Origin of the sequence: Bremerella cremea (genome assembly GCF_039541315.1) — a bacterium.
GTDB classification, from domain to species: Bacteria; Planctomycetota; Planctomycetia; order Pirellulales; family Pirellulaceae; genus Bremerella; species Bremerella cremea.
In genome coordinates this window covers 2303283-2326766 of record NZ_BAABFZ010000003.1, presented here as the reverse complement: position 1 = coordinate 2326766, position 23484 = coordinate 2303283, and the positions used below count along the sequence as shown (strand labels likewise).

Genomic DNA, 23484 nt, shown 5'->3' with positions numbered 1-23484 from the left:
AGGCAGATGCAAAACGAAACTGAGTCCGCAACACTTCTGGTTGACGCGAATGGCGAGCCCCATCTGAGTCGTCGTCAAGCCGTTGGAACTGTAGCCGCTGCGGTAATATTTGCCGTTGTCACGAACCTCGGGACGAGCAACCTCATCCAGCGATTGAAGATGGACGTTCAGGCCTGGGATGTTGATATCGCTTACATGACCGAGGTGCTATTCGACGTCGAACCGTTCGCTTGGCCCTTGGTTCTGGCCTATGGGTGCTGCGGAATGGGGTTGCTTGGCAACCAAGTGATGCGGCTGCGTGATCTAATCCTGTACGTGGGCATCATGGTGAATGCCACAACGTTTTGGTTCGCTTGGACGTTGATCAGCGTCTACTTCGTTCGAGATCGGCTCTGTTGAAATGTCGGTATCTTCTCCTGCCACAATTCCTCGTAGAGTCGCTTTGCATTGGTTCACCAGTGTGAGCATCTTTGTGATGCTGGTCGTATTCTCTACGTGGATTGCTGCTCGCGATCACCAACTATTCACACCGGTCATTGTCCCTACGGATGACTTGCCATGGTTCGCTGCGATTCACGGGCAAGTCTATCGGTATGCCTGGCTACTTGTTGTGGCAAGCATCGCTTGGAGTGCTTACCTGGCGAGGAATCGAGACATTCGCGTTCAGGGTCTGGTGATTCTCACCAGTGTCTTGGTGAACGTTACCGTCGCGTGGGGGCTGTGGACGATTGTCGCCCTGTATGTGCTGGCGAACTTGGAAATGACAATGCAGCTGAACCAACTTCCGGCCTGAGCAATAGCTGAGGCTACGGATCAAGATCGAACGACCCGGCACACGAGACGATGGTGATCAGCAGGCCAACAACGGCGATCATGTAGAAGATCATGGCCAGCGGGATCTGTCGATCGGGCAGGGGTTCTTTTCCGGTGTAGTAGTGACAGATGGCCAGGGTGGCAATGCCCATCAGCGTGGGAATCGCTGCCACGATATAGATGTACCACATTGGCGAGAAGCTGCCGGGCTGGGACGTGGCTGCCATGATGGCGATACCTACCAGGCCATACAGCCCATAGCCGATGGCGGCCCAGCCTAATTTCGTGGCGGACGGCAAGTAACGCATGATCGCCACACCAACCCCTAAGATTCCAGCCAGAAAGCTGCATCCCAGGGAGATCATGACCGTTAACGCGTAAACGTACAAAGCAGGGCGTCCTTCGTTGATTTGACCGACGAAATGGGATTGATGATACTGTTTCTGGTCCACTCCCACCCATACCGCTTCCTCGTTGCCCCGGAAAATCTCATGCGTGCATGCTACTTGCTTGCGTCTCTGTTGATCCTGGTTGGCTTGTTTTCGCCTGTCTCTGCCGCCGATCGCCCCAATTTCATCTTGTTCATCGCAGATGACGTGAGCTGGAACGACTTCGGTTGCTATGGCAACGAAACGGCTCGGACACCCAACATCGATGCTTTGGCTTCGCACGGGGTCAAATTTACCAATGCCTATCTGACCGCCAGCAGCTGCAGCCCCAGCCGATGTAGCATCGTCACTGGTCGTTACCCCCACAACAACGGCCCGGCGAGCGAACTGCACCGACCGCTGCCAGACCACTTGATCAAGTTCCCAATGCTGCTGCAGGAGGCGGGTTATTACACCGCCTTGGCAGGCAAAGATCACATGCCGCAAGACAACGCCAACGAGAATGCCGTTTGGAACGACAAACGGGGCACCAACGTGCCGGGCAACTCCGGTGGGGAAGGGCACTGGCTCGATATCGTTCAGAAGCGTCCGAAAGACAAGCCGTTCTTCTTCTGGTTCGCCGCGACCGATGCCCATCGTGGCTGGGACGCCGACCGCCAATGGCAAGAGGACAACTACGGTCCGAAGCATCAGCCAGAAGGCGTGACCGTTCCTCCTTACCTGCGTGATGCCCCGGCCACGCGTGACGACCTGGCTTCGTACTACAACGAGATCACCCGCTTCGATTACTACATCGGCAAGGTCGTTGCAGAGCTCAAGAAGCAAGACGCCTTCGACAACACGATGATCATCGTCATGGCCGACAACGGCCGACCATTCCCACGTGCCAAGACGCGCGTCCACGATAGCGGCATGAAGACGCCATTCGTGGTTTCGTTTCCGAAGGATCTCGCTCAGCCAGGACGAACTTGCGATCAACTGGTCAGTGCGATCGATATCTGCCCTACCATCCTGCAGTTGGCTGGCGTGAACATTCCCGTGCAGGCCCAAGGGGTCAGCTTCGCAAAGTTGCTGGAAGATCCTCAAGGCAAGTCGGCACGTAAGCTCGCCTTCAGCGAACACAACTGGCACGATTACGAAGCCCACGGTCGCTCGGTCCGTAACGGTGATGGCCTGTTGTATGTCCGGAATGCTCGGCCTGAAAAGGCCTGGCTCGGCCCGGCCGACGCGGTCAGCTCTCCTTCGCACCAAGATCTGGTCGCAGCCAAAGAGGACCTGACGCCTGCCCAGGCCGATCTCTTCCTGCAACCACGTTCCGGTGAAGAACTGTTCGACACCAATCAGGACGCGCTTCAAGTGCAGAACCTGGTTGGCGATCCGAAGTATGCCAAGCAGTTGGCCGAGATGCGTCAGGCAATGGATGCCTGGCAGACGGAAACAGGCGACAGCGTTCCCACCGATTACACCATCGACTTCTATGATCGTGAAACCGGCTATACCGATCGCAAAACGGGTCAACGCATCAAGGGGGATCGTCCTTACGGCGATTGGGCTGGCAAAGAAAACAACGCGGCTAAGATCAACGCCAGCGGCCCAAAGTAAACAAATCCGCTAATCGGCGTTTCTCAAAAGAAAAGGCTCCGCAAGGTAAACTCGCGGAGCCTTTTTCGTGCCTTCTCTGTTGCGTTGGTCGTGATCGAGTTAGAGCTCGATCTCGATGTGGTTGTCGTCGTTCTTACCGACTTCGACCAGGATCTCTCCCTTTTGCTGTTCCGACGGGGCAGGGGCTGCCTTCATTGGATCAGCATCGGAATCGGCCATCGGATTCTTGCCGCCAACCTTGTAGCCATTCTGCACAATCACTTTGTGCGTGCCGGGCAGGGCGCCAGGCTGTCCGGTCGAGTAGTACAACTTGAAGTTGCCTTCTTGATCCGACTTCCCGTAGGAAACCGCACCTTCGCCCGACTGCGGATGGAATTCAATGTGGGCGTCGGCAAATGGGACGCCGTCTTTGGTAATCGTCCCTGTGACCGCGTTCAGGTCTTTGCCCGATCCCGAGAAGCAGCCGGTCACGCTCAACGCCACCAGAGCCACCATCGAGAACGCCAGGTTCTTTTTCATCGACATGATTCGATTCACCATAAAACAAAGAGGGTGATAAGGCTCGATTAGTACTCGCCGATGACCTGACCGTCGGTTCGGTCAGCCAGGTAGCGGAGAGTATCCAGCGGAATGTGTTCGCTCATGAAGCGAGTCGAACCATCGCCCAGGACAAACAAGGCACCGCCTGGGTGAGCCGAGGTGAAGGTGGTGTGGTGACCCGATCGACCGCCGTAGGTTGGCTTGCAACCGGTACCGGAAGGTTCGCTGTAGCCAGCCGTGTGAACGAAGTTGATCCCAACGCGAATCGACGAGTGACCTTCCCAGTTGCCGTACCACTGACCATGACCGTTGTGACCGCCGCCACCACTCCAGGCGCCGCCGCGGTGACCATACTCGCGCGAGTCGTGGAAGGTGACTTCGCCGGTCGAAGTGTCGATCGAACGGACAAAGTTCGACTGCTCGCCAATCGCCAGCGTATTGCTGGTACCGTCGCTAATGTCGCGGAACGAAACGGTCTGTTCGTTGTGCGTGTCGAGGGCGACGAAGATACCGTTGTAGTCATTCATGCCGTGATAGCCGATCCAAACCGAGCGAGGTGCCGATGGATCCGAGTTCGACTTGAAACGACCACCAACGCCGACGTAGTCAGCACGCTGATACTGCACTTCAGCAGGAGCACCATCGTTACGCGTGGCCGAACTCGAGTTCTGCGTCAGGAAGCGATCCATCGGGTTCGATGGGCAGTTCAGACCATCGACAAACATGTTCGTCGTGATTCGCCAGTTCTTGTCGAAGCCAATCCCGGTCCAGTCGCTCTGGAAGGTGCACTGATCGTAGGCGGCCGACTGTTCGATGTAAGGCCACAGGCGAACGATCCAGCTTGCGGGACGATTGGTGTTGTCGATGTAGCTGACCATCGGGAACGCGCCGTTGGTGTCGTGATAGTTGTGCAACGCCAGGCCCAACTGCTTGAGATTATTGCTGCACTGCATACGGCGGGCTGCTTCGCGGGCCTGTTGGACGGCTGGCAAAAGCAAGGCGATCAAGACACCGATGATGGCAATCACCACCAGCAATTCGACCAGGGTGAACCCAGATTGGGGCGAAGATGGTTTCTTCATAAGGTAAGCGCTCTCGAAAAATCTGAAGAAATTAAGGGCAGGACGTCTACACCCCCAGATAGCGTTAAAGGGCGTGTATTTACCGGGATATCAGCAAAGTATAGACCAAGTCGATTTTTCCCATATCGCAATTTGGGCAAAAAACAAGCAGTTCGGGACAGTTCGCCGCGCAACGGACAATCAAAGGACTATAGAGCTTTGTTGCCGTGAATTTATGGTGCGCAAACAGATCTAAGTATTTCTCGAATTTGTTGCGGGGCTGCCGCAATCGCATCGGAGAATGTGGATTCCTTAATGGTTCCACCAGCAGAATGTCGCCAAATTAGGCGGCGCGGTGGGTTCGAATTAAGCGAACGAAATGCCAACGAAAAAAAGCCCCCAAGTTCCAAAAAGGAACGAGGAGGCTTTCACACAGGGAGATTGTGTGTCGAGGTCGTTATTTCTACTTCAGATCAAACTCGAACTCGTTGACCGGAATCGACTTCACTTCGGCCGTCAAGTCGCTCGTTTTGGTCTGGGTGTACTTCTTCGGAATCGAAGCAGGCAACTTAGGAATCGTCGGCATGCCGGTCGATCCTGGCTGATGATCTGAGAGCGTCGGAGTGAAGGCAATTGTGTAGGTTGCCTCCGGAATCGCAGTGTCACTCTTGAACGTTCCATCCGCCTGAAGCGTGCAGGTAATCCCAGTACCCAGGTCAATGTTGCGGAACTGAATGTCCGCGCCGGTGACTGGTTTGCCATTGGCGGTTACTTTGCCTGAGACAGTCCCGCCTGTTTCTGCGGGTCCGCCACAACCGACCAGGGCCAACAATCCGAGCACGAATAACGTACTCGGAAGGCTGCGGTAAAACCGTTGCGCTGTGAACAATTCAAACGTACTCATCGATATCGCTTATCCTCGCCTTAGTTGAACGTCACAACCTGGCCGTCCGACTTCAGGGCCAGCAGCTTGAAGTTGTTCAGGTCGATCGTTTCGGGGATGAACCGCACCGAGCCATCCGCCAGCGAGATGTTGATACCGCCTGGGTGAGCCGACGCGAGGATCGTCGAGTTGATGTAGCAATAACCACAGTCCCATTGGTCTGGGCAGGTTGCGTTCGGGCCGTACTGAATCGGAACGATACCCGACATGATGCCCCACTGCGAACCGGTACCGTCGAGGTTGCCAGGACCTTCCCAGCCGCCGTGGTAACCACCTGGCGACATGGTCTTACCTTCGGCGAATGGCCAGCTACCGACGCCTGGGCCGGTATATTTCACGCGATCCGACTGTTCGCCCAGGATCATCGTGTTCGAGGTACCGTCGGTCAGTTCCGCCAGCTTCACCTTCTTGTTGACCGAGAATGGCCCGTTGTCGCAGTTGTAGCCATAGAAGCGTTGGCAGGTGCCGATGCTCGTATCGGTCGCACCGCTGACGCCCATGTAGTGATGATACTGGTAACGCTGACCGTTCCAGCCTGGGTTCATGTTGGAATCGAGCGGGCTCGAAGGGCAGACAAACGTGTCAACCGCCTGGTCGCTCAGTAGAGGCGTGTTGGCGTTATTCTGGTCGCCACGGAAGTCGACCGAGAAGTCGAGTTGATCGTAAAGGTTGCGCTGTTCCATGAACGGCAGCACCGAGACGCGCCAGTTGTGATTCTGCAGCACGCCCATAGGCAATGTTTGGTAAGTATCGTTGTACATGTGCAGAGCGATCCCAAGTTGCTTGAGATTGTTTGTGCACTGCATACGTCGAGCAGCTTCGCGAGCTTGCTGAACGGCTGGGAGCAATAGGGCGATCAACACGCCAATGATGGCAATGACCACCAAGAGCTCAACCAGGGTGAAGGCCGATTTACGGCTGTGTCCGCATCTCATGTTTTCAGGACCTCGTGGATACAACAAAAAAGTAGGAATAACGACAAAAACGAATGTGCCGGGATATCGCAAGTGATATATCGGGATATTGGAATAGGCGAAACCAGATGCAAACGTTATGCCGGTCAAGACTGGATATTGAAAAAAGCGCAGGACAGTGTCTTAAACGTGCCAGGAAACGTTCGAGAAAGTTCGAGAAAACTTGAGTACAAGCATCAAATCTAGTTTTTCGAGCGGACCCTTCGTGTGGGGGCGACCATGTAGCGATGGCCTTGGGGGAGGCTGCTGAAACCGCTGGCAGGCCTGCCTAAGTCTGCAACAGGGCAGATTTTGACCTAGTTAGCCAAAAGGTGGGTTATGAGCGATTTGAGATCCATTCCGAGGCCTGGGATAAAGCCAGCCGAAAGAACTGGATCCCTTTCGCCTGGCAATTTCGTTCGCTGCGGAAATGCGCAGATCGGTCTCGATGGGAGATTCATACGCCGATTCATTTTACCAGAATCAGGAAGATGAAAGCCGCTCAATAGATCGAGCATGACGTATGAGTTTTTCGTAGAAGAAGGCAATGTCAGTCATTACGCAAAACATCAAATCGTCTGCGCATTGCGGCCTTTAACTCGCTTGTCATTGGGGGTTCAATGGGAGAGAGCCCTAGTTCTACATCCCCCGTTTTCCCTTTGGTTGAATCCCGCCTGTGAAAAGAGCACCCCTCCCACTCGCCGCTATCGCTTTCCTGCTTACTATTCATCACCTTTGCCTCGCCGAGAAGCTTGACAAGCAACCTGTCTCGACGCTTCAGCAGAACAACGCCGAAACCAATCGGCCGACGTCGCTGCACTGGGGACCTAACGGCGAGAAGTATTCGTCGTGGGGTAATCACTCCAATCGGCTGATCCCGGTTTACACTTTTGGGATCACGCTCGATTCGGTGAATGGCGAGAACAGCATCTACCGCAGCGAGGAGAAGCTGAAGAAGTTGTTTGGCTATGTCCCGACCAACACCGTGAACGAAGAAGCCGAGTACTTCGATCAGACCGACGTCTATCGTTTGCAGAAACTCGCTTCGGAAACGGGGAAGAAACGAATCATTCTGTTCGTTTACGACGGCATGGATTGGCAAACGACCTGGGCCGCAGCGATCCATAACTCCGGGAAGGTAGGTTATCGCGAAGGCCGAGGAACGGGCCTGAACTTTCTCGATTACCGCGGAGCGAAGACCGACTACGGCTACTTCGTAACAACGCCGCACAACAATGGAACCAATGTCGATATCAACAAGCAGATCGTGACTTCGCCTGGTGGTAAGACCAAGGGTGGTTACGATTGGCGTGAAGCAGGTAGCTATCCCTGGAGCGTGGCGAAGGACATTAAGTATCCGATCGCCCAGGGAAGTAGCGTCGTGCATGCATTCACCGACTCGGCCACGTCGGCAACGTCGATGACGGCTGGGATCAAGTCGTACAACAATGCGATCAATGTCGACTTCATGGGTCGCGAAGTGTTGCCGATCGCTCGCCAGTTACAAAAGAAGGGCTGGAACACCGGTGTCGTCACGAGCGTGCCGATTTGCCATGCGACACCAGGAGCCGCGTACGCCAACAATGTGCATCGCTACGACTACCAGGACATCTCGCGAGATCTCATCGGGCGTCCTTCGATCTTTCATCCTGGCAGCTTGCCGGGGCTGGATGTGTTGATTGGTGGTGGCTGGGGCGACGTAGTGAAGAAGGATGGCAAGCAGGGCGAAAACTTCGTCCCAGGCAACAAGTATTTGCCGGCGGAAGATCTGCGTGCGATCGATGTGAAGAATGGCGGCAAGTATGTCGTCGCTCAGCGAACGCCAGGCCGCAAGGGGACCGACGTGCTGACCGAAGGAGCGAAAGCCGCGATTCAAAATAACCACCGATTGTTTGGTTACTTCGGCGTCTCGGGCGGGCATCTTCCTTTCCAAACGGCTGACGGCAAGTATGACCCAGTCGCGAGCGCGAAGAGCTCGGGGCCGATCGCAGCTGAGAAGTACGACGAAGCCGACGTGACCGAGAACGTGACGCTCTCGGACATGAGCCTGGCGGCCTTGGACGTGCTGCAAGCCAAGGGAGAGCCTTGGTGGTTGATGATCGAAGCAGGCGATGTCGACTGGGCGAACCACGCCAACAACATCGACGACTCGATCGGCGCTGTCTTGAGTGGCGATCAGGCCTTCGAGAAGGTGACCAAGTGGATCGAAGCCAACGGCGGATGGGACGATACCTGCCTCATTCTGACGGCCGATCATGGTCACTACTTGATGATCGAAGAGCCGGAAGCCCTTACCGGACCGTAGCCTCGCATCAAACGTCCAGCGGTTGGCAAAAAGGCCCGCCGCTGGGCATCTTTCTTGAAAGCCCTGCACGCTACGCAGGGCAGGGGATCGTCCGCTGACGATCCCTTTGACGCTGGCAGCAACTTTCTCCGTTGCCTCTCCACTCACGCATCGACATTTACGTGTCTACAGGGAAAGTACGTCTTTTTCGTAGTAATGCATCAAATGTGGATGTGCGTGAAATACGTACTTGCAACAGAATTGCAGAACGAATATAGTCGCACATGTTATTCATTCGTGCTCTCGCCCAGAGCACGCTTTCCGGTCTTCACTTGCGGAGAAGCATCGCATGCGACGCGATCATGGCTTTACTCTTGTGGAATTGCTGGTGGTGATTGCCATCATCGGTGTTCTGATTTCACTTCTTCTGCCGGCGGTCCAACAGGCCCGCGAAGCAGCTCGACGAATCCAATGCCAGAACAACTTCAAGCAATTGGGGCTGGCGCTACACAACTATCACGACACGCATCGAAACTTTCCTTCGATCTCGTCCAGCAGCACCGGCTATTCACCCCAAGCGCTCGTCCTGCCATTTATCGAGCAGGGCAACCTACACGACCTGATCGATTTCTCGCAGCCATTGATGCTGGGCAGCGGACCGAGTGTATCGCTCAATCCGGTGCACTCCGGGATTCCTGATCGTGTTTTGCCGATGCTGCTTTGTCCCTCGGAAAGTGGCGACCCGATGTTTATCGATGGGGGCGAGACCTGGGCAGGCACCAACTACATGGTGAATGTCGGCAGCGGTAACGGACTGAACTACAGCGAAGGGAACAGTCCCAACGGTTTGTTCTGGCGAGGTAGCGACACCAGCTTTCGCGACATCACCGATGGCACCAGTCACACGATTCTGATGGCGGAAACGCTGTTCGGTGGACGCGACCAGGTTTCAACCACCGTGCTGACCGATCCGCAGCGACAAATCAAGTCGGTCAGTGGCGGTGCGCCGGGATCGAAGACCGCCGAAGATCTCGACGCCGCATCGGCCTCTGGATATACGGGCAAACGAGCGGGCTCGTGGATTCGAGCGACTGGGTTCCATATCACGATCAACGGTTTTTATACGCCCAACAGCTTGAACCCCGATGTTTCGCATCACGGTTACATCGTCACCAGCAGCCGCAGCAATCATCCTGGCGGTACGCAGTTGGTGTTGGCCGACGGAAGCGTCAAGTTCGCTCCCGAAACGATCGACCTGGCGGTATGGCGTGCTTTGTTCAGCCGAGGCGGCGGCGAAGTGCCGCAGCCGTTTTAACGAGGGAACTTCGCTGATGTTTGGTTGCTCGCGTCTCGGCTCGATTTTGTGCCTCGCGATGTTGGTTGGTTGTGGTCCGCCCCCGTCGATTCCGGGCGGAACCTCCGGCAAGCTGCACGCCGATGGGGTGCCGTTAAAAGAGATCCGCGTGAACGTCTTCGATGCCGCCGGCAACGCCACCGCCTTTGCAGTGACCGATGGCGAAGGTGCCTTCGAACTCCGTGATGAAGCGAGCCTGACGGGCGTCGATCTGGCACCGGGGTCGTATCGAGTCACGCTCGAATCGGCCGGAGAATTTCAAATGGTGTGGCCGCACGCCTATCGGTCTCCGACGAAGACTCCGCTGCAAGTCGAATGGTCGCCGGAACAAGAGCAGCTTGACCTGAACGTCCCGGCGCCTCGCGCCGCCTATTAAACCACGACGGCCCAGCCGTCCCCCACCACTCTTTCGTCCTGTCTTTTGAAAGGCATTCAACGATGCGAAAGCACATTTATCTTCGAGGCATGCTGGTCATACTCTCGATCGCTGTGGCAACTCCTTTGTCGGCGGCGGAGTCTTCCACCAATACAGCTGAGGAATCGATTCCGCTGGTTCGCGTGATCTGGCAAGATCGCGAAGACAAAGCGGTCCACTGGGGCCAGTTCGAGCAGAACGGCAGCCAGGTAACATTTCAAAACCAGAATACCATCCCAGGCTTTCCTGAACTTGATACTGAAAGGAACGAGCTGGTCCAAATGGATCGTCTCGGCCGGGTCGTCTTGGTGGGCGTTCGCGACGACGACGATGGAAACTATCAAAGTGGTTGGGTCGCGCTCGACCTGGGCGTGCGAATGCATTCACACGGAGACCATCAAGACTGCATCTATCACGAGCCACCTTTCGTGCTTTCGAGCATGATCGATCAAGCCCAGGGAAACCCGGCCCATCTCTACACGTACGAAGGAAACTTCTACCTGGCGAACGACAAGCGAAACGGCTTCACCCAGTTCGCGCCACTGCATCTACTGCGAAAAGATGACCAGCAACATGGGACGTTCTATCAAGGTGGGGCAGGGCATATTACGTTGGCGGCGGTGGAAGGCAAAGTGGCCTATTCGACTTGGATGTCGTACGACGAAGCGAACGCCGGGCGAATCGACGTCAGCGATCTCTCGAAACCAGGCGATGCGTCGATTGCGTATTCGTTCCGTCTGCCAGTCAGTGGCTTGCATGGTGCGACGGCCAACAGCGGCAAGGTGTTCTTTGCTCCGTCGGATGGTGTCTATTACGTCGACGCCGACGTGAACTTGAAGCAGTCGGGCGAGACCGTCGAGCTCAAACATTTGTCGCTCGGCCAAGATGCCGAGAACAACCGGCCCTATCGAACCGGTGCGTTCGCCACGCATCGTAACTGGGTGCTGTGCACCACCGGCAAGCAAGACGAGGCCGCCCTTTGCCTGATTGATGCCGCGGCGGAAGAACCTTCGGTGATCAAGCTTGAAATCGACACGCCTGACGGTCTGACACTTACCACGCCGGCAATGGTCGTCACCGCAGCCGGAAAACGCTATGCCTTCCTGTTTCAAGATCGCAAGACGGGCGATAAGCAAGAGAAATTAGTCGTGGTCGATCTCGATCCGAATGGCGATCGTGACTTAAGCGACGCAACGGTGATCAAGCAACTGGAAGTCGGCGCCAGCCAGGTCGAAGGGCACTATGGCCATCATGAAATCGACTTCGATGCCGATGGCAACTGGGGTGTAGTCTCGAACCCGGGCACGGGCCAACTGCAGCTGCTTTCGCTCAGCGATCTCGAGTTCAAGGGAACCTACGAAGTCGGCGGAATGCCGACGAAGGTGTTGTGCATTGGCGGTAAGGAAACTCGCCACTAAATGAGCCCGAGGGATAGGGAAGTGAAAGACGCGTGGTCCATCTGTTCCGAGTGGGCCACGCGTTCTTTCTTGACTTCCTACGACTTAGAAAGCTCTATGTCGAACGTTTGCATCCCACCCTGTTCGAGCTGAAACGAAAGACCGCTCGTCGTGCGATGGTGGTACTTCGATGGGATGGCGACTTTCATCGGAATGATCTTCGGCGCCGAGTGCGCGTCTTCAACTTCGATGTAAGGACGTCGAACGGCGATCTCGTACTTCTGCCCGACGTCGGCTTCAGGGAATTCAATCACGTACTTGCCACCGTTTTCAAGATTGGCATAAGCCGACTCGCCGGTCAGGGGCGAAGTGAAGTGAACGCTCGCTTGTTCCAGTGGCTGGCCGTTGTAGCGGACCACGCCTTCGATCGTGGCCGAGGGACGTGAAGATTTCCCGGAGCATCCCCCCATGCCGACGCATCCGACGACGAGCAATAGCGACAACAAGGTTTTCATGGCGTCTCCCTTCTTGGATTGGATGAACGTGGCAATCGTTAGAAGCTTTCGATGACGGTGCCATCGTCCCGCACGGCGAGTCGTTGCAGGGTGGTCAACGGAATTGTTTCGCTGATGAACCGTGTCGAGCCATCGGCCAGCGACACCATGATTCCGCCAGGATGATACGAAGTGAGAGGCGTGTTGAAGTCCCATACGGCATCCGCTTCCGCGCCGGTCGTGCGTGGGTTAGGGGAGTGATACACAGCCGTCACGCCACTACCGTAACGATGTTGCCCTGAGCCTAGCGCTCGCCAGTCTTGCACGGTCCCTAGATGCGAGATCCCACCCCAGCCGGTGTGATAGGTCGACATTCGCTTGTAACGGGCATTGGGATTCGTGTTGCCGGATTGTTCGGAAACGATAATCGTGTTCGAGGTTCCGTCGACCACGTCACGCATCCCCTTGGTTTCAGCGATGGTCAGAATGCCGTTGTCGGTGGCGTAGCTGTCGTACTGCGTATCGTAGTAAGTGTCGGATCGGCCAGCGGGATCGGGGTAGGCACCCATGATGCCGACGTAGTGATGGGCCTGGGTCACAGCCCCGATCGATTCCAAGGCCGCACTGTTGTTCGGGACATGCATCAATGGCTCGGCACTGGAAGGGCAAACGTAGGCATCGACCACCAGACCAAACAGCAACCGCGTTTCGTTGTTGTACGCATTGATATCGGTGTTGCTGCTGCCGCCGGCATAGGTATTCAGGCGGTAGTTCGAGGCCCGATCAAGATCGTAGATTGCCTTCTGTTCCAGATAAGGCAGCAAGGCGAATCGCCAGTTTGTGCCGGCATAGGTGATGTAGTATCGACCACCATAGGGAAACGACCGATGCGTGTCGTGATAGTTGTGCAGCGCAAGGCCCAACTGCTTCAGGTTGTTCGAGCAGCTCATGCGGCGAGCGGCTTCGCGTGCTTGTTGCACCGCTGGTAACAGCAAGGCAATCAAGACACCAATGATTGCGATGACGACGAGAAGTTCGACGAGCGTGAACCCGTGACGCCGGGGGCGATTGATGGATGCCATCATAGAAAACAACTCCGGATCGAGGACAGATAATAGGAATAAACCAATAACAAGCATGTGGGCGTGCGCTATCGGTGAATTGTCTTCCGGAAGATCTCAGGCCAAGTTGGCTTGGCGGCAGAGAGCTGGGGGCCCGGTCTATCTGAAGCAGATCGCGAGCGATCGGCGGTCCGTTGTCATCGTTGCGGTATCCAGGTTGCTGTGCCGTGGAAGCCAGGCGAAACGAGGTCACTCGTTCAGGAGGCTTGCTGGGCACTGTCTCGAACTATAAAAAGTTCCCAAAATGATGTCACGTGGAATCTTCCTGGAATTCGAAGAATTTACAGAACGGTTTCATGGCCCGCGATAGCAGTCTGGGCAATGGAAGATCGGGCCGCGTTGCTGCTGCATAAGGGCTGAGCCGGAAAGTTCGCTCAGGCAGCGAACGGGGAAATGGGCTATGCCGGGGTACGAATTTGCGGCCCGCGACGGTTAGGCATGTTGTTGCGGTGAAAAGAGATGGACGCAATCGGCGACGAAGAACATGCGTGCTGACTATTTGACCCCATATTGCTACAGGAGGATACTGAACGGCCCTCCGTCCGATTGCCCCCGTTTCGCCGGTAACCCCGAACGCAAGGTCCACAATCATGCCTCGCCTGCTCACGAAGATCGTCGCGCTGCTGTTGTTCGCGCTGCCAATGTCCGCATTCGCCGCGGAACCAACCAAGCCCAACGTGGTCTTTATTTATGTCGACGACCTTGGCTATGGCGACCTCGGTTGCTTCGGTCAGAAGCAGGTACGAACGCCGAATCTCGATCAGATGGCAAAGGATGGCGTTCGCCTGACTAGCTTCTATGCCGGCTGCACCGTTTGTCGTCCTTCGCGTTTGGTGCTGTGGACCGGCAAGCATCTGGGGCACCAACCGATCAACGACAACAAGCCGTACACCTTGCAGCAAAGCGATTTCACCTTGGCCAAGCTGATGAAGCAGCAAGGCTACGTCACCGGTGGCGTCGGCAAGTGGGCCCTGGGCGAACCAGGCAGTGGTGGCGAACCGATCTATCACGGATTCGATTTCTGGTGTGGCTACCTCGATCAAGGCAACGCCCACAACTATTACCCGACCTATCTGTGGCGCTGTGAAGGGGACAAGATCGAAAAGCTTCCGCTGAAGGGCAACGTCGAAATGGGGGACAAGCTGCCTGACAGTCGCGTCGCCAAGCTCGACGATCGCAAGACTTACTCGCACGATGTGATGACGAAGGAAGCCTTCGACTTCATCCGCCGCAATCAAGAGAACCCGTTCCTGCTGCATCTGCACTGGACGATTCCGCATGCTAACAACGAAGGGGGACGCGTGACCGGCAACGGCATGGAAGTCCCCACCTACGGCCAGTACGCCGACAAAGATTGGCCCGATACCGAAAAGGGCTTCGCCGCGATGGTGACCTACATGGATAACAGCGTCGGCGAGTTGCGATCGCTTTTGAAGGAATTGAACCTGGAAGACAATACGCTGATCTGCTTCGCCTCGGACAATGGTCCGCACAACGAAGGTGGCCACGACGTGCACTACTTCGACAGCAACGGCCCACTGCGAGGCTTCAAGCGTTCCGTTTATGAAGGGGGCATCCGCGTTCCATTCATCGCGGTCTGGCCAGGCAAGATTTCGGCCGGTACCGAGAACGGCACGACCTACAACGCGTACGATGTGATGGCGACTTACGCCGATCTGACCGAGGCGAAGGAAGTTCCGCTGAACGACGGCCTCAGCTTCTTGCCGGCGCTGTTGGGTAAGAACGAAATCAAACCAGGCCTGCGTCGACCCGATCAGCGGATCAGCTATACCTCGTGGAATACGTGGGAAGCCTGCCGCTTGGATCAATTCAAGGCGGTTCGCAAGAACGCGAACTCTCCGGTCGAGTTGTATGACTTGAGCCAAGACCTGGGCGAAGAGCACAACATCGCTAAAGAGAAGCCAGAGATCGTCGAGATCATGACGAACTTCCTGAAGGAAGCGAAGTCGAAGTAAACCGACGTTTTCAACAACCGATCGCCCGCTGGCCCAGCCACCGAATAGGGAGCCTGGGCCTGGGAACCAAAAACCTCAATCGAGGGGGCCGAACTCTCCTTAAGTTGGCTTGTCTTAACAAGATCGGTTCGCTCTGCTTTTTGTTGCTACATCTTCCCGCGTTAAAGCAGAGTTAATGGCTTGCCTGCCCACATTATTGGGTGGCCTAGCCCCGCCTCTTGTCGGTGCAAGGGGGGGAAACTATCATGCGGGTTTCAATTTACGGTTCTGGGAGAAAACAATGCGTCACGTGCTCTCGGCGGTGGTACAGAATGTGCCCGGGGTACTCGCCCACATTTCCGGGATGCTCGCCTCACGCGGATACAATATCGATTCGCTCGCAGTGGGGGAAACCGAGGATCCAAATCTTTCTCGAATGACGTTTGTCGTCGTAGGGGATGATGCGGTACTAGAGCAGGTACGCAAGCAACTCGAAAAGATCGTCACCGTCGTACGTGTATTGGATGTCAGCTCGCAAGACTTTGTCGATCGCGACCTGATGCTGATCAAGGTCGAGGCTTCGGCCGGGGCCAAACGCTCCGAGATTCGCGAGCTGGTCGATATCTTCCGCGGACGTATTGTCGACGTCGGACGTACCGAGGTGATCATCGAGATCTCTGGAACTGAAAACAAGATCGTCGCATTCATCGATCTGATGCGACCCTTTGGAATCCGCGAGCTGGTGAGGACGGGACGAATCGCCATGGTTCGCAGCGGAACCCCCCTGGAAGACCAGGTCAACGATCCGCACGCCATAGAAGCGTAAGCTCTGACCCTGCAGCGAGATCTTTCAGAAAGTATCTCGCCAATGTTCCACCTTCCTCTCCCTGACTGGGGAGAGGGTCTGGAATGGGGTTCTTTGCACTTCTAAAAAACGCCTCTCCCCTCAACGGCGAGGGGATTCGATACACACCGTCCATCAACCCATTCGTTTCTAGAGTACAAATTAATGACCGCCAAAATCTATTACGACAACGATGCTGACCTGTCCGTGCTGAAGGGCAAGACCATTGCCATTCTGGGCTACGGCTCGCAAGGACACGCCCAGGCACAGAACCTGCGCGACAGCGGTTGCACCGTGATCATCGGCCAGCGTCCAGGTAGCCCCAACTACGACCTGGCCAAGTCGCACGGCTTCGAGCCGATGAGCGTCGAAGAAGCTACCAAGAAGGCCGACATCGTCAACATGCTGCTGCCTGACGAAGTCCAGGGCGACATCTACAACACCTACGTCAAGCCAAACCTGAAGCCGGGCAACGTTCTGATGTGCTCGCACGGTTTCAACATTCACTTCAACCAGGTCGTTCCGCCAGAAGGCGTCGATTCGTTGCTGGTTGCTCCGAAGGGTCCTGGTCACTTGGTTCGTAGCGAATACGAAAAGGGTGGCGGCGTTCCTGGTCTGATCGCTCTGGGCGACGGTGCCTCGGACGAAACCCGTCAAATCGGTCTGGCCTATGCCAAGGGTATCGGTGCGACTCGCGGTGGCGTGATTGAAACCACCTTCGCCGAAGAAACCGAAACCGACCTGTTCGGCGAACAAGTCGTTCTGTGTGGTGGCCTCAGCGAACTGATCAAGGCTGGTTTTGAAACCCTTGTCGAAGCTGGTTACCAGGAAGAAATGGCCTACTTCGAGTGCATGCACGAAGTGAAGCTGATCGTCGACCTGTTCTATCAGGGCGGTCTGAACTACATGCGATACAGCGTCAGTAACACCGCCGAGTTCGGTGACTACTCGACCGGCCCACGCATCATCACGCCAGAAACCAAGGCCGAGATGAAGAAGGTCCTGACCGAAATCCAGGACGGCACGTTCGCTCGCAACTGGATCCTGGAAAACAAAGCCGGTGCCGCCCGCTTCAAGGCGATCCGTCGTCGCGAACGCACCCACCAGGTCGAAGAAGTCGGCAAGCGTCTGCGTAGCCTGATGAGCTGGATCGACTCGAAGGAAGTTTAAATCGCCCTGCGATTTTCACTCTGCTGAATCATCAAAACGGCACCCGGGAAACTGGGTGCCGTTTTTTGTTTCTTGAACCATTCCCCGCAAACTTGCTATCCTGGCAAGAGGTACACCGTAATCCCTAATTTGAGAGGGGAGATCCAGGATGGTTCGTTGGACAGGGCTGGTCAGTTTTCTAGGGTCGCTTCTGGCGGCTGTTTCGTTGTCGGCTGCGGAGCCGCCAAGTGAGCCGACCGTGAAGCAACTGCTCGACTCGGTTCCGGTGATCTCGTCGAAGGACGAGCAGTTCCAGCAGATTCGTTTCCACATGGAGATGATGTTTGCCGAGAAAACGGGATTGAAGGTCGACGTCGATTGGGATCGCGAACAATCGTTCGGGATGTTGGCCAGTAGCGACGACCAGGGAACGCCTGGCTGGTTCCTTGCCGACGACAAGGGATTGGTCTTCGATCTCGGTGCCCAGTGCGTCCATATCTTGCCGGAGTGCAACGGCTCCATCCATATCCGCGTTAAAGAAGAGAACTTCGGGTTCGAGTTAGGCATTGGCAGCAGTAAGAAAGAAGCCGATGTAGTGCTCGATATCCCTTCGTTCTGGAAGGGATTGAAAGAGGAACCGCAACTTGAGAAAGATGCTGGCGGCGGGTGGAAGGTGAGTTCGCTTTCCCCCTCCGGCAAGACCAGGCAAACGCTATATTTTGAGGAGCAGCCACCTTATAAGCTGCGGCGATTCGAGGCCCTGTCGGTCGACTCGGAAGCCAAAAGTGGTTTACGGGTGACTGAGATTGGACTGAACAGTCCTCCGCGGAAGCCCTGGCCGCACTTTCCTCCAAACGATGCGTTTCCTGATGGCCTGGAAGTCCGTGTTCCGGAGGGAACCGAGGACGAGATCGACCTTCAATCGCGACTGGTTGTCTTGAAGGCGTTATCGCTACTTTTCACCCATATGTGTATCGATAACGAGGAGGCACGAGGCCAGTTTCCCTTCACGGCCAAGATTCCGGATTGGGACAAAGCTCGGCAACTGCGAGATCACTTCGGGCCGCAACTTCGTTATGTGGTTGGTTTCTAACTTCGTCGAGCCGGTTGGAGACGAGGTCTCGGCCGTTAAGGGGTTCGCTGCATGCCGTGGAAAATGAGCCTTGCTTTGCTGCTGCTGACCGTGGGCTTCAGCCTGATAACGGTTGCGTTTGCGATCTTGATGGGAGCCAAGCCAGACAACGAGGCACCTCAGGTCACAGTGACCAATCCGCAGAATAACGATCGTCGTGTTCCGTCCGATCTGACGGCGATCACGATTACCTTCAGCGAGCCGATGATGACCGATCGGTTTTCTTTCTGCATCGATCCCGCCGCCAAATTTCCGGAAGCCAACGGACCGGCGACGTTCTCTTTCGACGGCAAAACGGTCACGTACCCGGTCAAGCTCGAGCCAGGTCGCGACTACGCGATCTGGTTGAACAATGCACAGTTCCAGATGTTCCAGGACCGCTCCGGCAATATCCTCGAGCCCTTTCTGTTGCAGTTTCAAACGGCTCCGTTGGAACAGCTATAGTCTCGACAAACCGCCTGATGTAAGGGGAGGTGTCTTTAGATGGACCAATGCGGTCCTTTTTCAGCGAGCCAACGGAGAAGAAATCGAGCAAATTCAAGCATCGCATTTCGGTGATGGGTTTAATCGCCACTTGGGTGGTGATATTTTGACAACACGCTCATCCTCGATGTTCTCCTCTCAAAAGGCACTGCTCTGATGTTCAACCTCTTGTCTCTGTTGGCGGAAGTCCGAAGCGATTTTGATCGTTACATGGACGAAAACCCGTTTGTCCTGGGTTGTATTGCCGGAGGGCTGGGGCTGGTCATTGGTGGCTGGGGGCTGGTGGAACTGTTGAGTGGCACCTCACGCGACAAGTGGGGCAACAAGGTCGAAGGTTTCAACGGCAAGTTGCTGGCCATCGTGCGCATTGTATTTGGCGTCGCCGCCATCCTGTTTGGGCTCTACAAGATGATGGCTGGCTAGGCCATTTTGTCGGTTTAGGCGGAGCCGAAACCAGGACGAATCAAAAAATCAACATCGCTGCATAACAGAAGCTGCTAGCCGCACGCAGCGTTTTCTTTTCGCCACAAATGTCGGTTGAGGTCCATTCGGACTTGAGCAATTCCGTAGATTTTTCCAGAATCCCTCCCCGCTCGATTTGACGCCAGGGAAGGCGCGACCGACATTTCCGCAGGATTCAACGAAGGCGTTGATAGCACGCAAGGATTGCAAGCTGTCAGCGCGATCTTGAGTCTCTAACTCCCTGACGTGACCGGGCAGCCAGCGCAATGGCAGAAGACTGACCCACGTCACGCTCTGCTTATCTCGGTGCTTGCATTGACAACGCAGCACTTTGTTTTTGCTTGCAGCGATTGCAGCCGGGCCCCCAGGCAACTTTTGGGACGGCTAGCAGATGCTCGCAAGCACTTATCCAAACCGGCGGCTCGCTAGGAATTCGAGTCTGAGGTGAATTGTAGGAGCAGCGAAGGTGGGAAGTTTCGATAGCGAAAATCGGGGCGATGGTTCCGGGCTGGCTTCCTGGTGGCGGAATCTGACGACCAATCCTGATCGCCTCGAGAAGAGTCCACGTCGAAAGAAGAAGCGTTCGTCCAAGCATTCGACCGTAAATGCTATGGAAATGCTTGAAGTTCGCAGCATGATGGCGGGCGATACCATTTCGTCGATCTGGTTCGAGGACGTCGCCGGCGATTCGTACGAACGAACTGGCGGCAGCTATTCGATCGATTCCGACGGCGTCGTCCAGCAGTCGAACGTCGACCCATACACCAACGACTGGATCGTCCAACTCAAAGAGGACGTCGCCAGTCAATTGACCTCCGTATCGCAAGTCTCGGCTTTGTTGTCAGGCAGCGGCTTTCAGATTGAAGTCGTTCGCGGGCTGGGTCTGGTCGGGCAACTTCTGATCCACAGCCAAGGTGCCACGTCGGAAGATGTCGGGGCCTGGTTCTCTTCGCTCGACGTGATCAGCAACTACGAGCTCGACGTGGCCTCGGTCTTCAACATCACGCCGAACGATGCCGCCTACTCGGCGACCTACGGCATGAATCAAATCGATGCCCCAGAAGCCTGGAACAAGACCACCGGTTCTGACAGCGTGGTCGTGGGGATCATCGACACGGGTGTCGATTACACGCATCCTGACCTGGTCGGGAATATCTGGACCAACCCTGGCGAAATCGCCGGGAACGGAATCGATGACGACGGCAACGGTTTCATTGACGATGTTCACGGCTACGACTTTGTGAACAACGACGGCGATCCGATGGACGATAACCATCATGGTACGCATGTCGCCGGAACGATCGCCGCGCAAGGAAACAACGGCAAGGGTGTCTCGGGCGTGGCCTGGAACACCTCGATCATGGCGCTCAAGTTTCTCTCGGCCAGCGGTGCCGGTTACACTTCCGACGCCGTCCGAGCGATCAACTACGCCACGATGATGCGAACGCAGTATGGCGTGAACATTCGCGTGCTGAATAACAGCTGGGGTGGGGGCGGTTATAGCTCTTCGCTCGATGCCGCCATTCAGGCCAGCGAAGCCGCCGACATTCTGTTCGTCGCCGCAGCCGGTAACGACGGAACCAACAACGACAGCATCGCGCACTATCCATCGAATTACAACGTCAGCAACATCATCTCGGTGGCTGCGACCGACAACAACGATAACCTGGCGAGCTTTAGTAACTACGGCTCGCAAACGGTCGACATCGCCGCCCCTGGTGTCGGCATCTACAGCACGATCATCGGTGGCTATTATGCCAGCTTCTCCGGAACCAGCATGGCAGCCCCGCATGTCGCTGGCGTCGCCGCGTTGGCTTTCGCTTACGATCCAGACGCCACCGCTGCCGAAGTGAAGGCTGCGATCCTGGGTGGTGGTGACTTGATTTCAGGTTTGAATGGTAAGGTCTCGACCGGCATGCGTTTGAATGCCGCAGGCACGCTCGATCTGCTGAATCCATCGAGCAGCGATCCTGATCCAACGCCAGATCCCAATACCGATCCAACTCCAGAACCAAACGCCGCACCGACCATCGGCAGTGTTTCGACCGATCCTTCGACCGTCTATCTGGGCGAAACCAACACGATCACGATCACCGCGAAGAATGCCGCCGACTCGGATGGCAACGTCTCGAAGGTGACCTTCTATCGCGACTCGAATGGTAACGGCAAGTGGGACTCGACCGACGCCGTGCTGGGAAGCGATTCGACCATCAGCGGCGGACTGGCCAGCCTGACCGTCAGCAATCCATTCACCACGGCTGGCACGCAGTTGATCTTCGCCCAGGCGATGGACAACGATGGTGCTCTCAGTAACCTGGTCGCCACGACCGTGACTATCGTCCAGCCCGACGATCACTCGAACACCACTTCAGGTGCGACCGTGATCTCGGTCGGCACCTCCAAGACAGGCAAGCTGAATTACGCAGGCGACATCGACTACTTCCGCTTCAGTGCGGTTGCCGGAACGACCTATGTGATCGACCTGAGTCAATCGACGATGGATGGTTCGGTGTTGTCGCTCTATGGAAGCAACGGCGTGTCGCAGTTGGCTTCCGATTCGAGTGGCTCGAAGATCGTGTGGACCGCACCGGTGACCGGCTCGGTCTATGTCGCCGTGAAAGGTTTAACCGATACCGAGGTCGGTACCTACAGCGTGAAGGTCACCGAGTCGTCGCCGTTCGAGCTGAAGAGCGGAACGCTGGCGATCATCGGTACCGCCGGCAACGATACCGTCTCGGTCACGCATAGTGGCAGCACGATCACCGTTTCGATGAACGGCAAGTCGTCGAGCTATAGCGCCTCGCAGGTTCGCAAGATCACCTTCGACGGTGGCGACGGTAATGACACGGCTCACTTCTACGGTACCAGCGGCACCGAATCGTGGCTCTTCAAGGGCGATACGATGACGGTTCGCGGAAGCGGCTTCACCTGGAGCACCAAGAACGTCGAAAACAACATCGGCGAAGCGAGCAAATACGACTCGGTGACGTTCTACGATACCGCTGGCAACGACACCTTCACGGCCAGTCCGAAGAAGGCTTCGATGTCGGGTGCCGGTTACAAGAACGAAGTCTCCGGTGCGAATGTGATCTCGGCCCGAGCCATTTACGGCGGGATCGACACGGCTGCTCTGTACGATTCGAGCGGCAACGATTACTTCATCGGTCGTGGTCAGGACAGCTATTTGCTGAGCAATGGCACGACCCTGGCAACCTACGGCTTCGAGCGAACCAATGTCTATAGCTCGGGCGGATCGGACCAGGCCTATTTGTACGACTCGAAGGGGAACGACACGTTCACTTCGTACGGCAGCTCGGCAGTCTTGAGTGGTTCCGGCTATACGAACTCGGTTTACAACTATACCCGCGTGATGGCGATCGCCATGAACGGCGGGACCGACATCGCCACCTTCTACGATACCGCCGGCAACGACGTGTACGTTGCCCGTGGCACCCAGGCCACCATGTATGGCCCTGGTTATTACACATCGGCCCAAGGGTTCGATCGCACGACCGCTGTCTCGACGAAGGGTGGCAAAGACCAGGCCTTCTTCTACGACACCATCGGTAACGACACCTTCTACAGCCGCAAGGTGGAAAGTTCGATGGCGGGCCAAGGCTATGCGAACTCGGTGCGTGGTTTCGAACGCGTGAATGCTCTGGCAACTTCGGGTGGTCACGATGTGGCATACATGTTTGATACCGAGTCGGATGACAGACTTATCGCTCGGTCAAATTATGCATCGCTACAAGGGGACAATTTCACAAGTTTCGCTGCCGGTTTTGACGTTGTGAATGCCTACTCGACTGAAGGTTCTGACAAAAGTTATGTCAGCGACATCGACTTTATCATGCAATACTTTGGTGAGTGGGATGATTAGTTCGACCTGCTAATCATTCCCAGATGCTTATCCTCGATTACCCCACCGTAAACAGGCAGTAACCCCTCCCACCCCATCACAGCCCACCTCGAATCGCTCGGATCGCCCTGGTCTGAGCGATTTTTTTATGGAACCACACTGCCGCGAGATCGATGACTTTCGAGCGATTTTCCTGCTTCTGAAGGGAATTCTTGAAATTGCTGAAAGGTCTGG

At 55.9% G+C, this 23484-nt stretch carries 21 protein-coding genes; 14 read left to right on the top strand and 7 right to left on the bottom strand.

All coding sequences use genetic code 11. The annotated features are described in order from the left end of the window. The first annotated feature begins 6 nt into the window (after positions 1–6). Entirely contained in the window at positions 7–399 is a 393-nt protein-coding gene (locus ABD890_RS11640; protein WP_345089080.1) for a hypothetical protein, read from the top strand. A 1-nt stretch (position 400) separates the two neighbouring features. Next, positions 401–793, top strand: a complete 393-nt coding sequence (locus ABD890_RS11635; RefSeq protein WP_345089078.1) for a hypothetical protein — start codon at positions 401–403, stop codon at positions 791–793. Positions 794–806: 13 nt separating this feature from the next. On the opposite strand, the gene ABD890_RS11630 is transcribed toward ABD890_RS11635, so the two are convergent. Further along, entirely contained in the window at positions 807–1265 is a 459-nt protein-coding gene (locus tag ABD890_RS11630; RefSeq protein WP_345089075.1) for a hypothetical protein, read from the bottom strand. A 39-nt stretch (positions 1266–1304) separates the two neighbouring features. Between ABD890_RS11630 and ABD890_RS11625 the strand changes: the two genes are divergently transcribed. Continuing rightward, entirely contained in the window at positions 1305–2804 is a 1500-nt protein-coding gene (locus tag ABD890_RS11625) for a sulfatase family protein (protein ID WP_345089072.1), read from the top strand. A gap of 99 nt (positions 2805–2903) precedes the next feature. Here ABD890_RS11625 and ABD890_RS11620 read toward each other — a convergent pair whose 3' ends face one another. From ABD890_RS11620 to ABD890_RS11605, 4 genes are all read right to left on the bottom strand, one after another. After that, entirely contained in the window at positions 2904–3329 is a 426-nt protein-coding gene (locus ABD890_RS11620; RefSeq protein WP_345089070.1) for a hypothetical protein, read from the bottom strand. Positions 3330–3370: 41 nt separating this feature from the next. After that, on the bottom strand, positions 3371–4426 hold the full coding sequence (locus tag ABD890_RS11615) for a DUF1559 family PulG-like putative transporter (protein WP_345089067.1): 1056 nt from the start codon (positions 4424–4426) through the stop codon (positions 3371–3373). Between the two features lie 442 nt (positions 4427–4868). Continuing rightward, positions 4869–5309, bottom strand: a complete 441-nt coding sequence (locus tag ABD890_RS11610) for a carboxypeptidase-like regulatory domain-containing protein (protein ID WP_345089065.1) — start codon at positions 5307–5309, stop codon at positions 4869–4871. Between the two features lie 20 nt (positions 5310–5329). Beyond that, positions 5330–6283, bottom strand: a complete 954-nt coding sequence (locus tag ABD890_RS11605; RefSeq protein WP_345089062.1) for a DUF1559 family PulG-like putative transporter — start codon at positions 6281–6283, stop codon at positions 5330–5332. A 694-nt stretch (positions 6284–6977) separates the two neighbouring features. Here ABD890_RS11605 and ABD890_RS11600 point away from each other — a divergent pair. The 4 genes from ABD890_RS11600 (at position 6978) to ABD890_RS11585 (ending at position 11772) form a co-directional block, all read left to right on the top strand. Continuing rightward, a complete protein-coding gene (locus ABD890_RS11600) occupies positions 6978–8606 on the top strand; it encodes an alkaline phosphatase (protein ID WP_345089059.1) in 1629 nt (542 codons plus the stop codon). A 328-nt stretch (positions 8607–8934) separates the two neighbouring features. After that, positions 8935–9900 (top strand): DUF1559 family PulG-like putative transporter, encoded by a 966-nt coding sequence (locus ABD890_RS11595; protein ID WP_345089057.1) that lies wholly within the window; start codon positions 8935–8937, stop codon positions 9898–9900. A gap of 16 nt (positions 9901–9916) precedes the next feature. After that, positions 9917–10315: a carboxypeptidase-like regulatory domain-containing protein gene (locus ABD890_RS11590; RefSeq protein WP_345089055.1), complete on the top strand. Its 399-nt coding sequence runs from the start codon at positions 9917–9919 to the stop codon at positions 10313–10315. 62 nt (positions 10316–10377) lie between these two features. Further along, the gene (locus ABD890_RS11585) at positions 10378–11772 is read left to right on the top strand and encodes a hypothetical protein (protein ID WP_345089051.1); all 1395 of its coding nucleotides are present in this window, start codon (positions 10378–10380) and stop codon (positions 11770–11772) included. Positions 11773–11849: 77 nt separating this feature from the next. Here ABD890_RS11585 and ABD890_RS11580 read toward each other — a convergent pair whose 3' ends face one another. Continuing rightward, complete coding sequence (locus tag ABD890_RS11580; protein WP_345089048.1) at positions 11850–12266, bottom strand: hypothetical protein; 417 nt, start codon at positions 12264–12266, stop codon at positions 11850–11852. A gap of 38 nt (positions 12267–12304) precedes the next feature. Continuing rightward, positions 12305–13330: a DUF1559 family PulG-like putative transporter gene (locus ABD890_RS11575; protein ID WP_345089045.1), complete on the bottom strand. Its 1026-nt coding sequence runs from the start codon at positions 13328–13330 to the stop codon at positions 12305–12307. Positions 13331–13956: 626 nt separating this feature from the next. Here ABD890_RS11575 and ABD890_RS11570 point away from each other — a divergent pair. The 7 genes from ABD890_RS11570 to ABD890_RS11540 all read left to right on the top strand — a co-directional run bounded on the left by ABD890_RS11570 (position 13957) and on the right by ABD890_RS11540 (position 23271). Then, a complete protein-coding gene (locus ABD890_RS11570) occupies positions 13957–15342 on the top strand; it encodes an arylsulfatase (protein WP_345089042.1) in 1386 nt (461 codons plus the stop codon). A gap of 280 nt (positions 15343–15622) precedes the next feature. Continuing rightward, on the top strand, positions 15623–16147 hold the full coding sequence (gene ilvN, locus ABD890_RS11565; protein WP_345089039.1) for an acetolactate synthase small subunit: 525 nt from the start codon (positions 15623–15625) through the stop codon (positions 16145–16147). 183 nt (positions 16148–16330) lie between these two features. Continuing rightward, positions 16331–17335 (top strand): ketol-acid reductoisomerase, encoded by a 1005-nt coding sequence (gene ilvC, locus ABD890_RS11560; RefSeq protein ID WP_345089036.1) that lies wholly within the window; start codon positions 16331–16333, stop codon positions 17333–17335. Between the two features lie 148 nt (positions 17336–17483). Then, positions 17484–18407: a hypothetical protein gene (locus tag ABD890_RS11555; protein ID WP_345089033.1), complete on the top strand. Its 924-nt coding sequence runs from the start codon at positions 17484–17486 to the stop codon at positions 18405–18407. A gap of 51 nt (positions 18408–18458) precedes the next feature. Next, entirely contained in the window at positions 18459–18890 is a 432-nt protein-coding gene (locus ABD890_RS11550) for an Ig-like domain-containing domain (RefSeq protein ID WP_345089030.1), read from the top strand. Positions 18891–19085: 195 nt separating this feature from the next. Beyond that, the gene (locus tag ABD890_RS11545; protein WP_345089027.1) at positions 19086–19352 is read left to right on the top strand and encodes a hypothetical protein; all 267 of its coding nucleotides are present in this window, start codon (positions 19086–19088) and stop codon (positions 19350–19352) included. Positions 19353–19857: 505 nt separating this feature from the next. Further along, complete coding sequence (locus ABD890_RS11540) at positions 19858–23271, top strand: S8 family serine peptidase (RefSeq protein ID WP_345089024.1); 3414 nt, start codon at positions 19858–19860, stop codon at positions 23269–23271. The last annotated feature ends 213 nt before the right edge of the window (positions 23272–23484 follow it).

Bases quoted from the DNA above. Each gene is read 5' to 3' on its own strand.
- ABD890_RS11640 (WP_345089080.1), top strand. From the start codon at position 7: ATGCAAAACGAAACTGAGTCCGCAACACTTCTGGTTGACGCGAATGGC.
- ABD890_RS11635 (WP_345089078.1), top strand. From the start codon at position 401: ATGTCGGTATCTTCTCCTGCCACAATTCCTCGTAGAGTCGCTTTGCAT.
- ABD890_RS11625 (WP_345089072.1), top strand. From the start codon at position 1,305: ATGCGTGCATGCTACTTGCTTGCGTCTCTGTTGATCCTGGTTGGCTTG.
- ABD890_RS11620 (WP_345089070.1), bottom strand. From the start codon at position 3,329: ATGTCGATGAAAAAGAACCTGGCGTTCTCGATGGTGGCTCTGGTGGCG.
- ABD890_RS11615 (WP_345089067.1), bottom strand. From the start codon at position 4,426: ATGAAGAAACCATCTTCGCCCCAATCTGGGTTCACCCTGGTCGAATTG.
- ABD890_RS11610 (WP_345089065.1), bottom strand. From the start codon at position 5,309: ATGAGTACGTTTGAATTGTTCACAGCGCAACGGTTTTACCGCAGCCTT.
- ABD890_RS11605 (WP_345089062.1), bottom strand. From the start codon at position 6,283: ATGAGATGCGGACACAGCCGTAAATCGGCCTTCACCCTGGTTGAGCTC.
- ABD890_RS11595 (WP_345089057.1), top strand. From the start codon at position 8,935: ATGCGACGCGATCATGGCTTTACTCTTGTGGAATTGCTGGTGGTGATT.
- ABD890_RS11590 (WP_345089055.1), top strand. From the start codon at position 9,917: ATGTTTGGTTGCTCGCGTCTCGGCTCGATTTTGTGCCTCGCGATGTTG.
- ABD890_RS11585 (WP_345089051.1), top strand. From the start codon at position 10,378: ATGCGAAAGCACATTTATCTTCGAGGCATGCTGGTCATACTCTCGATC.
- ABD890_RS11580 (WP_345089048.1), bottom strand. From the start codon at position 12,266: ATGAAAACCTTGTTGTCGCTATTGCTCGTCGTCGGATGCGTCGGCATG.
- ABD890_RS11575 (WP_345089045.1), bottom strand. From the start codon at position 13,330: ATGATGGCATCCATCAATCGCCCCCGGCGTCACGGGTTCACGCTCGTC.
- ABD890_RS11570 (WP_345089042.1), top strand. From the start codon at position 13,957: ATGCCTCGCCTGCTCACGAAGATCGTCGCGCTGCTGTTGTTCGCGCTG.
- ilvN (WP_345089039.1), top strand. From the start codon at position 15,623: ATGCGTCACGTGCTCTCGGCGGTGGTACAGAATGTGCCCGGGGTACTC.
- ilvC (WP_345089036.1), top strand. From the start codon at position 16,331: ATGACCGCCAAAATCTATTACGACAACGATGCTGACCTGTCCGTGCTG.
- ABD890_RS11555 (WP_345089033.1), top strand. From the start codon at position 17,484: ATGGTTCGTTGGACAGGGCTGGTCAGTTTTCTAGGGTCGCTTCTGGCG.
- ABD890_RS11550 (WP_345089030.1), top strand. From the start codon at position 18,459: ATGCCGTGGAAAATGAGCCTTGCTTTGCTGCTGCTGACCGTGGGCTTC.
- ABD890_RS11545 (WP_345089027.1), top strand. From the start codon at position 19,086: ATGTTCAACCTCTTGTCTCTGTTGGCGGAAGTCCGAAGCGATTTTGAT.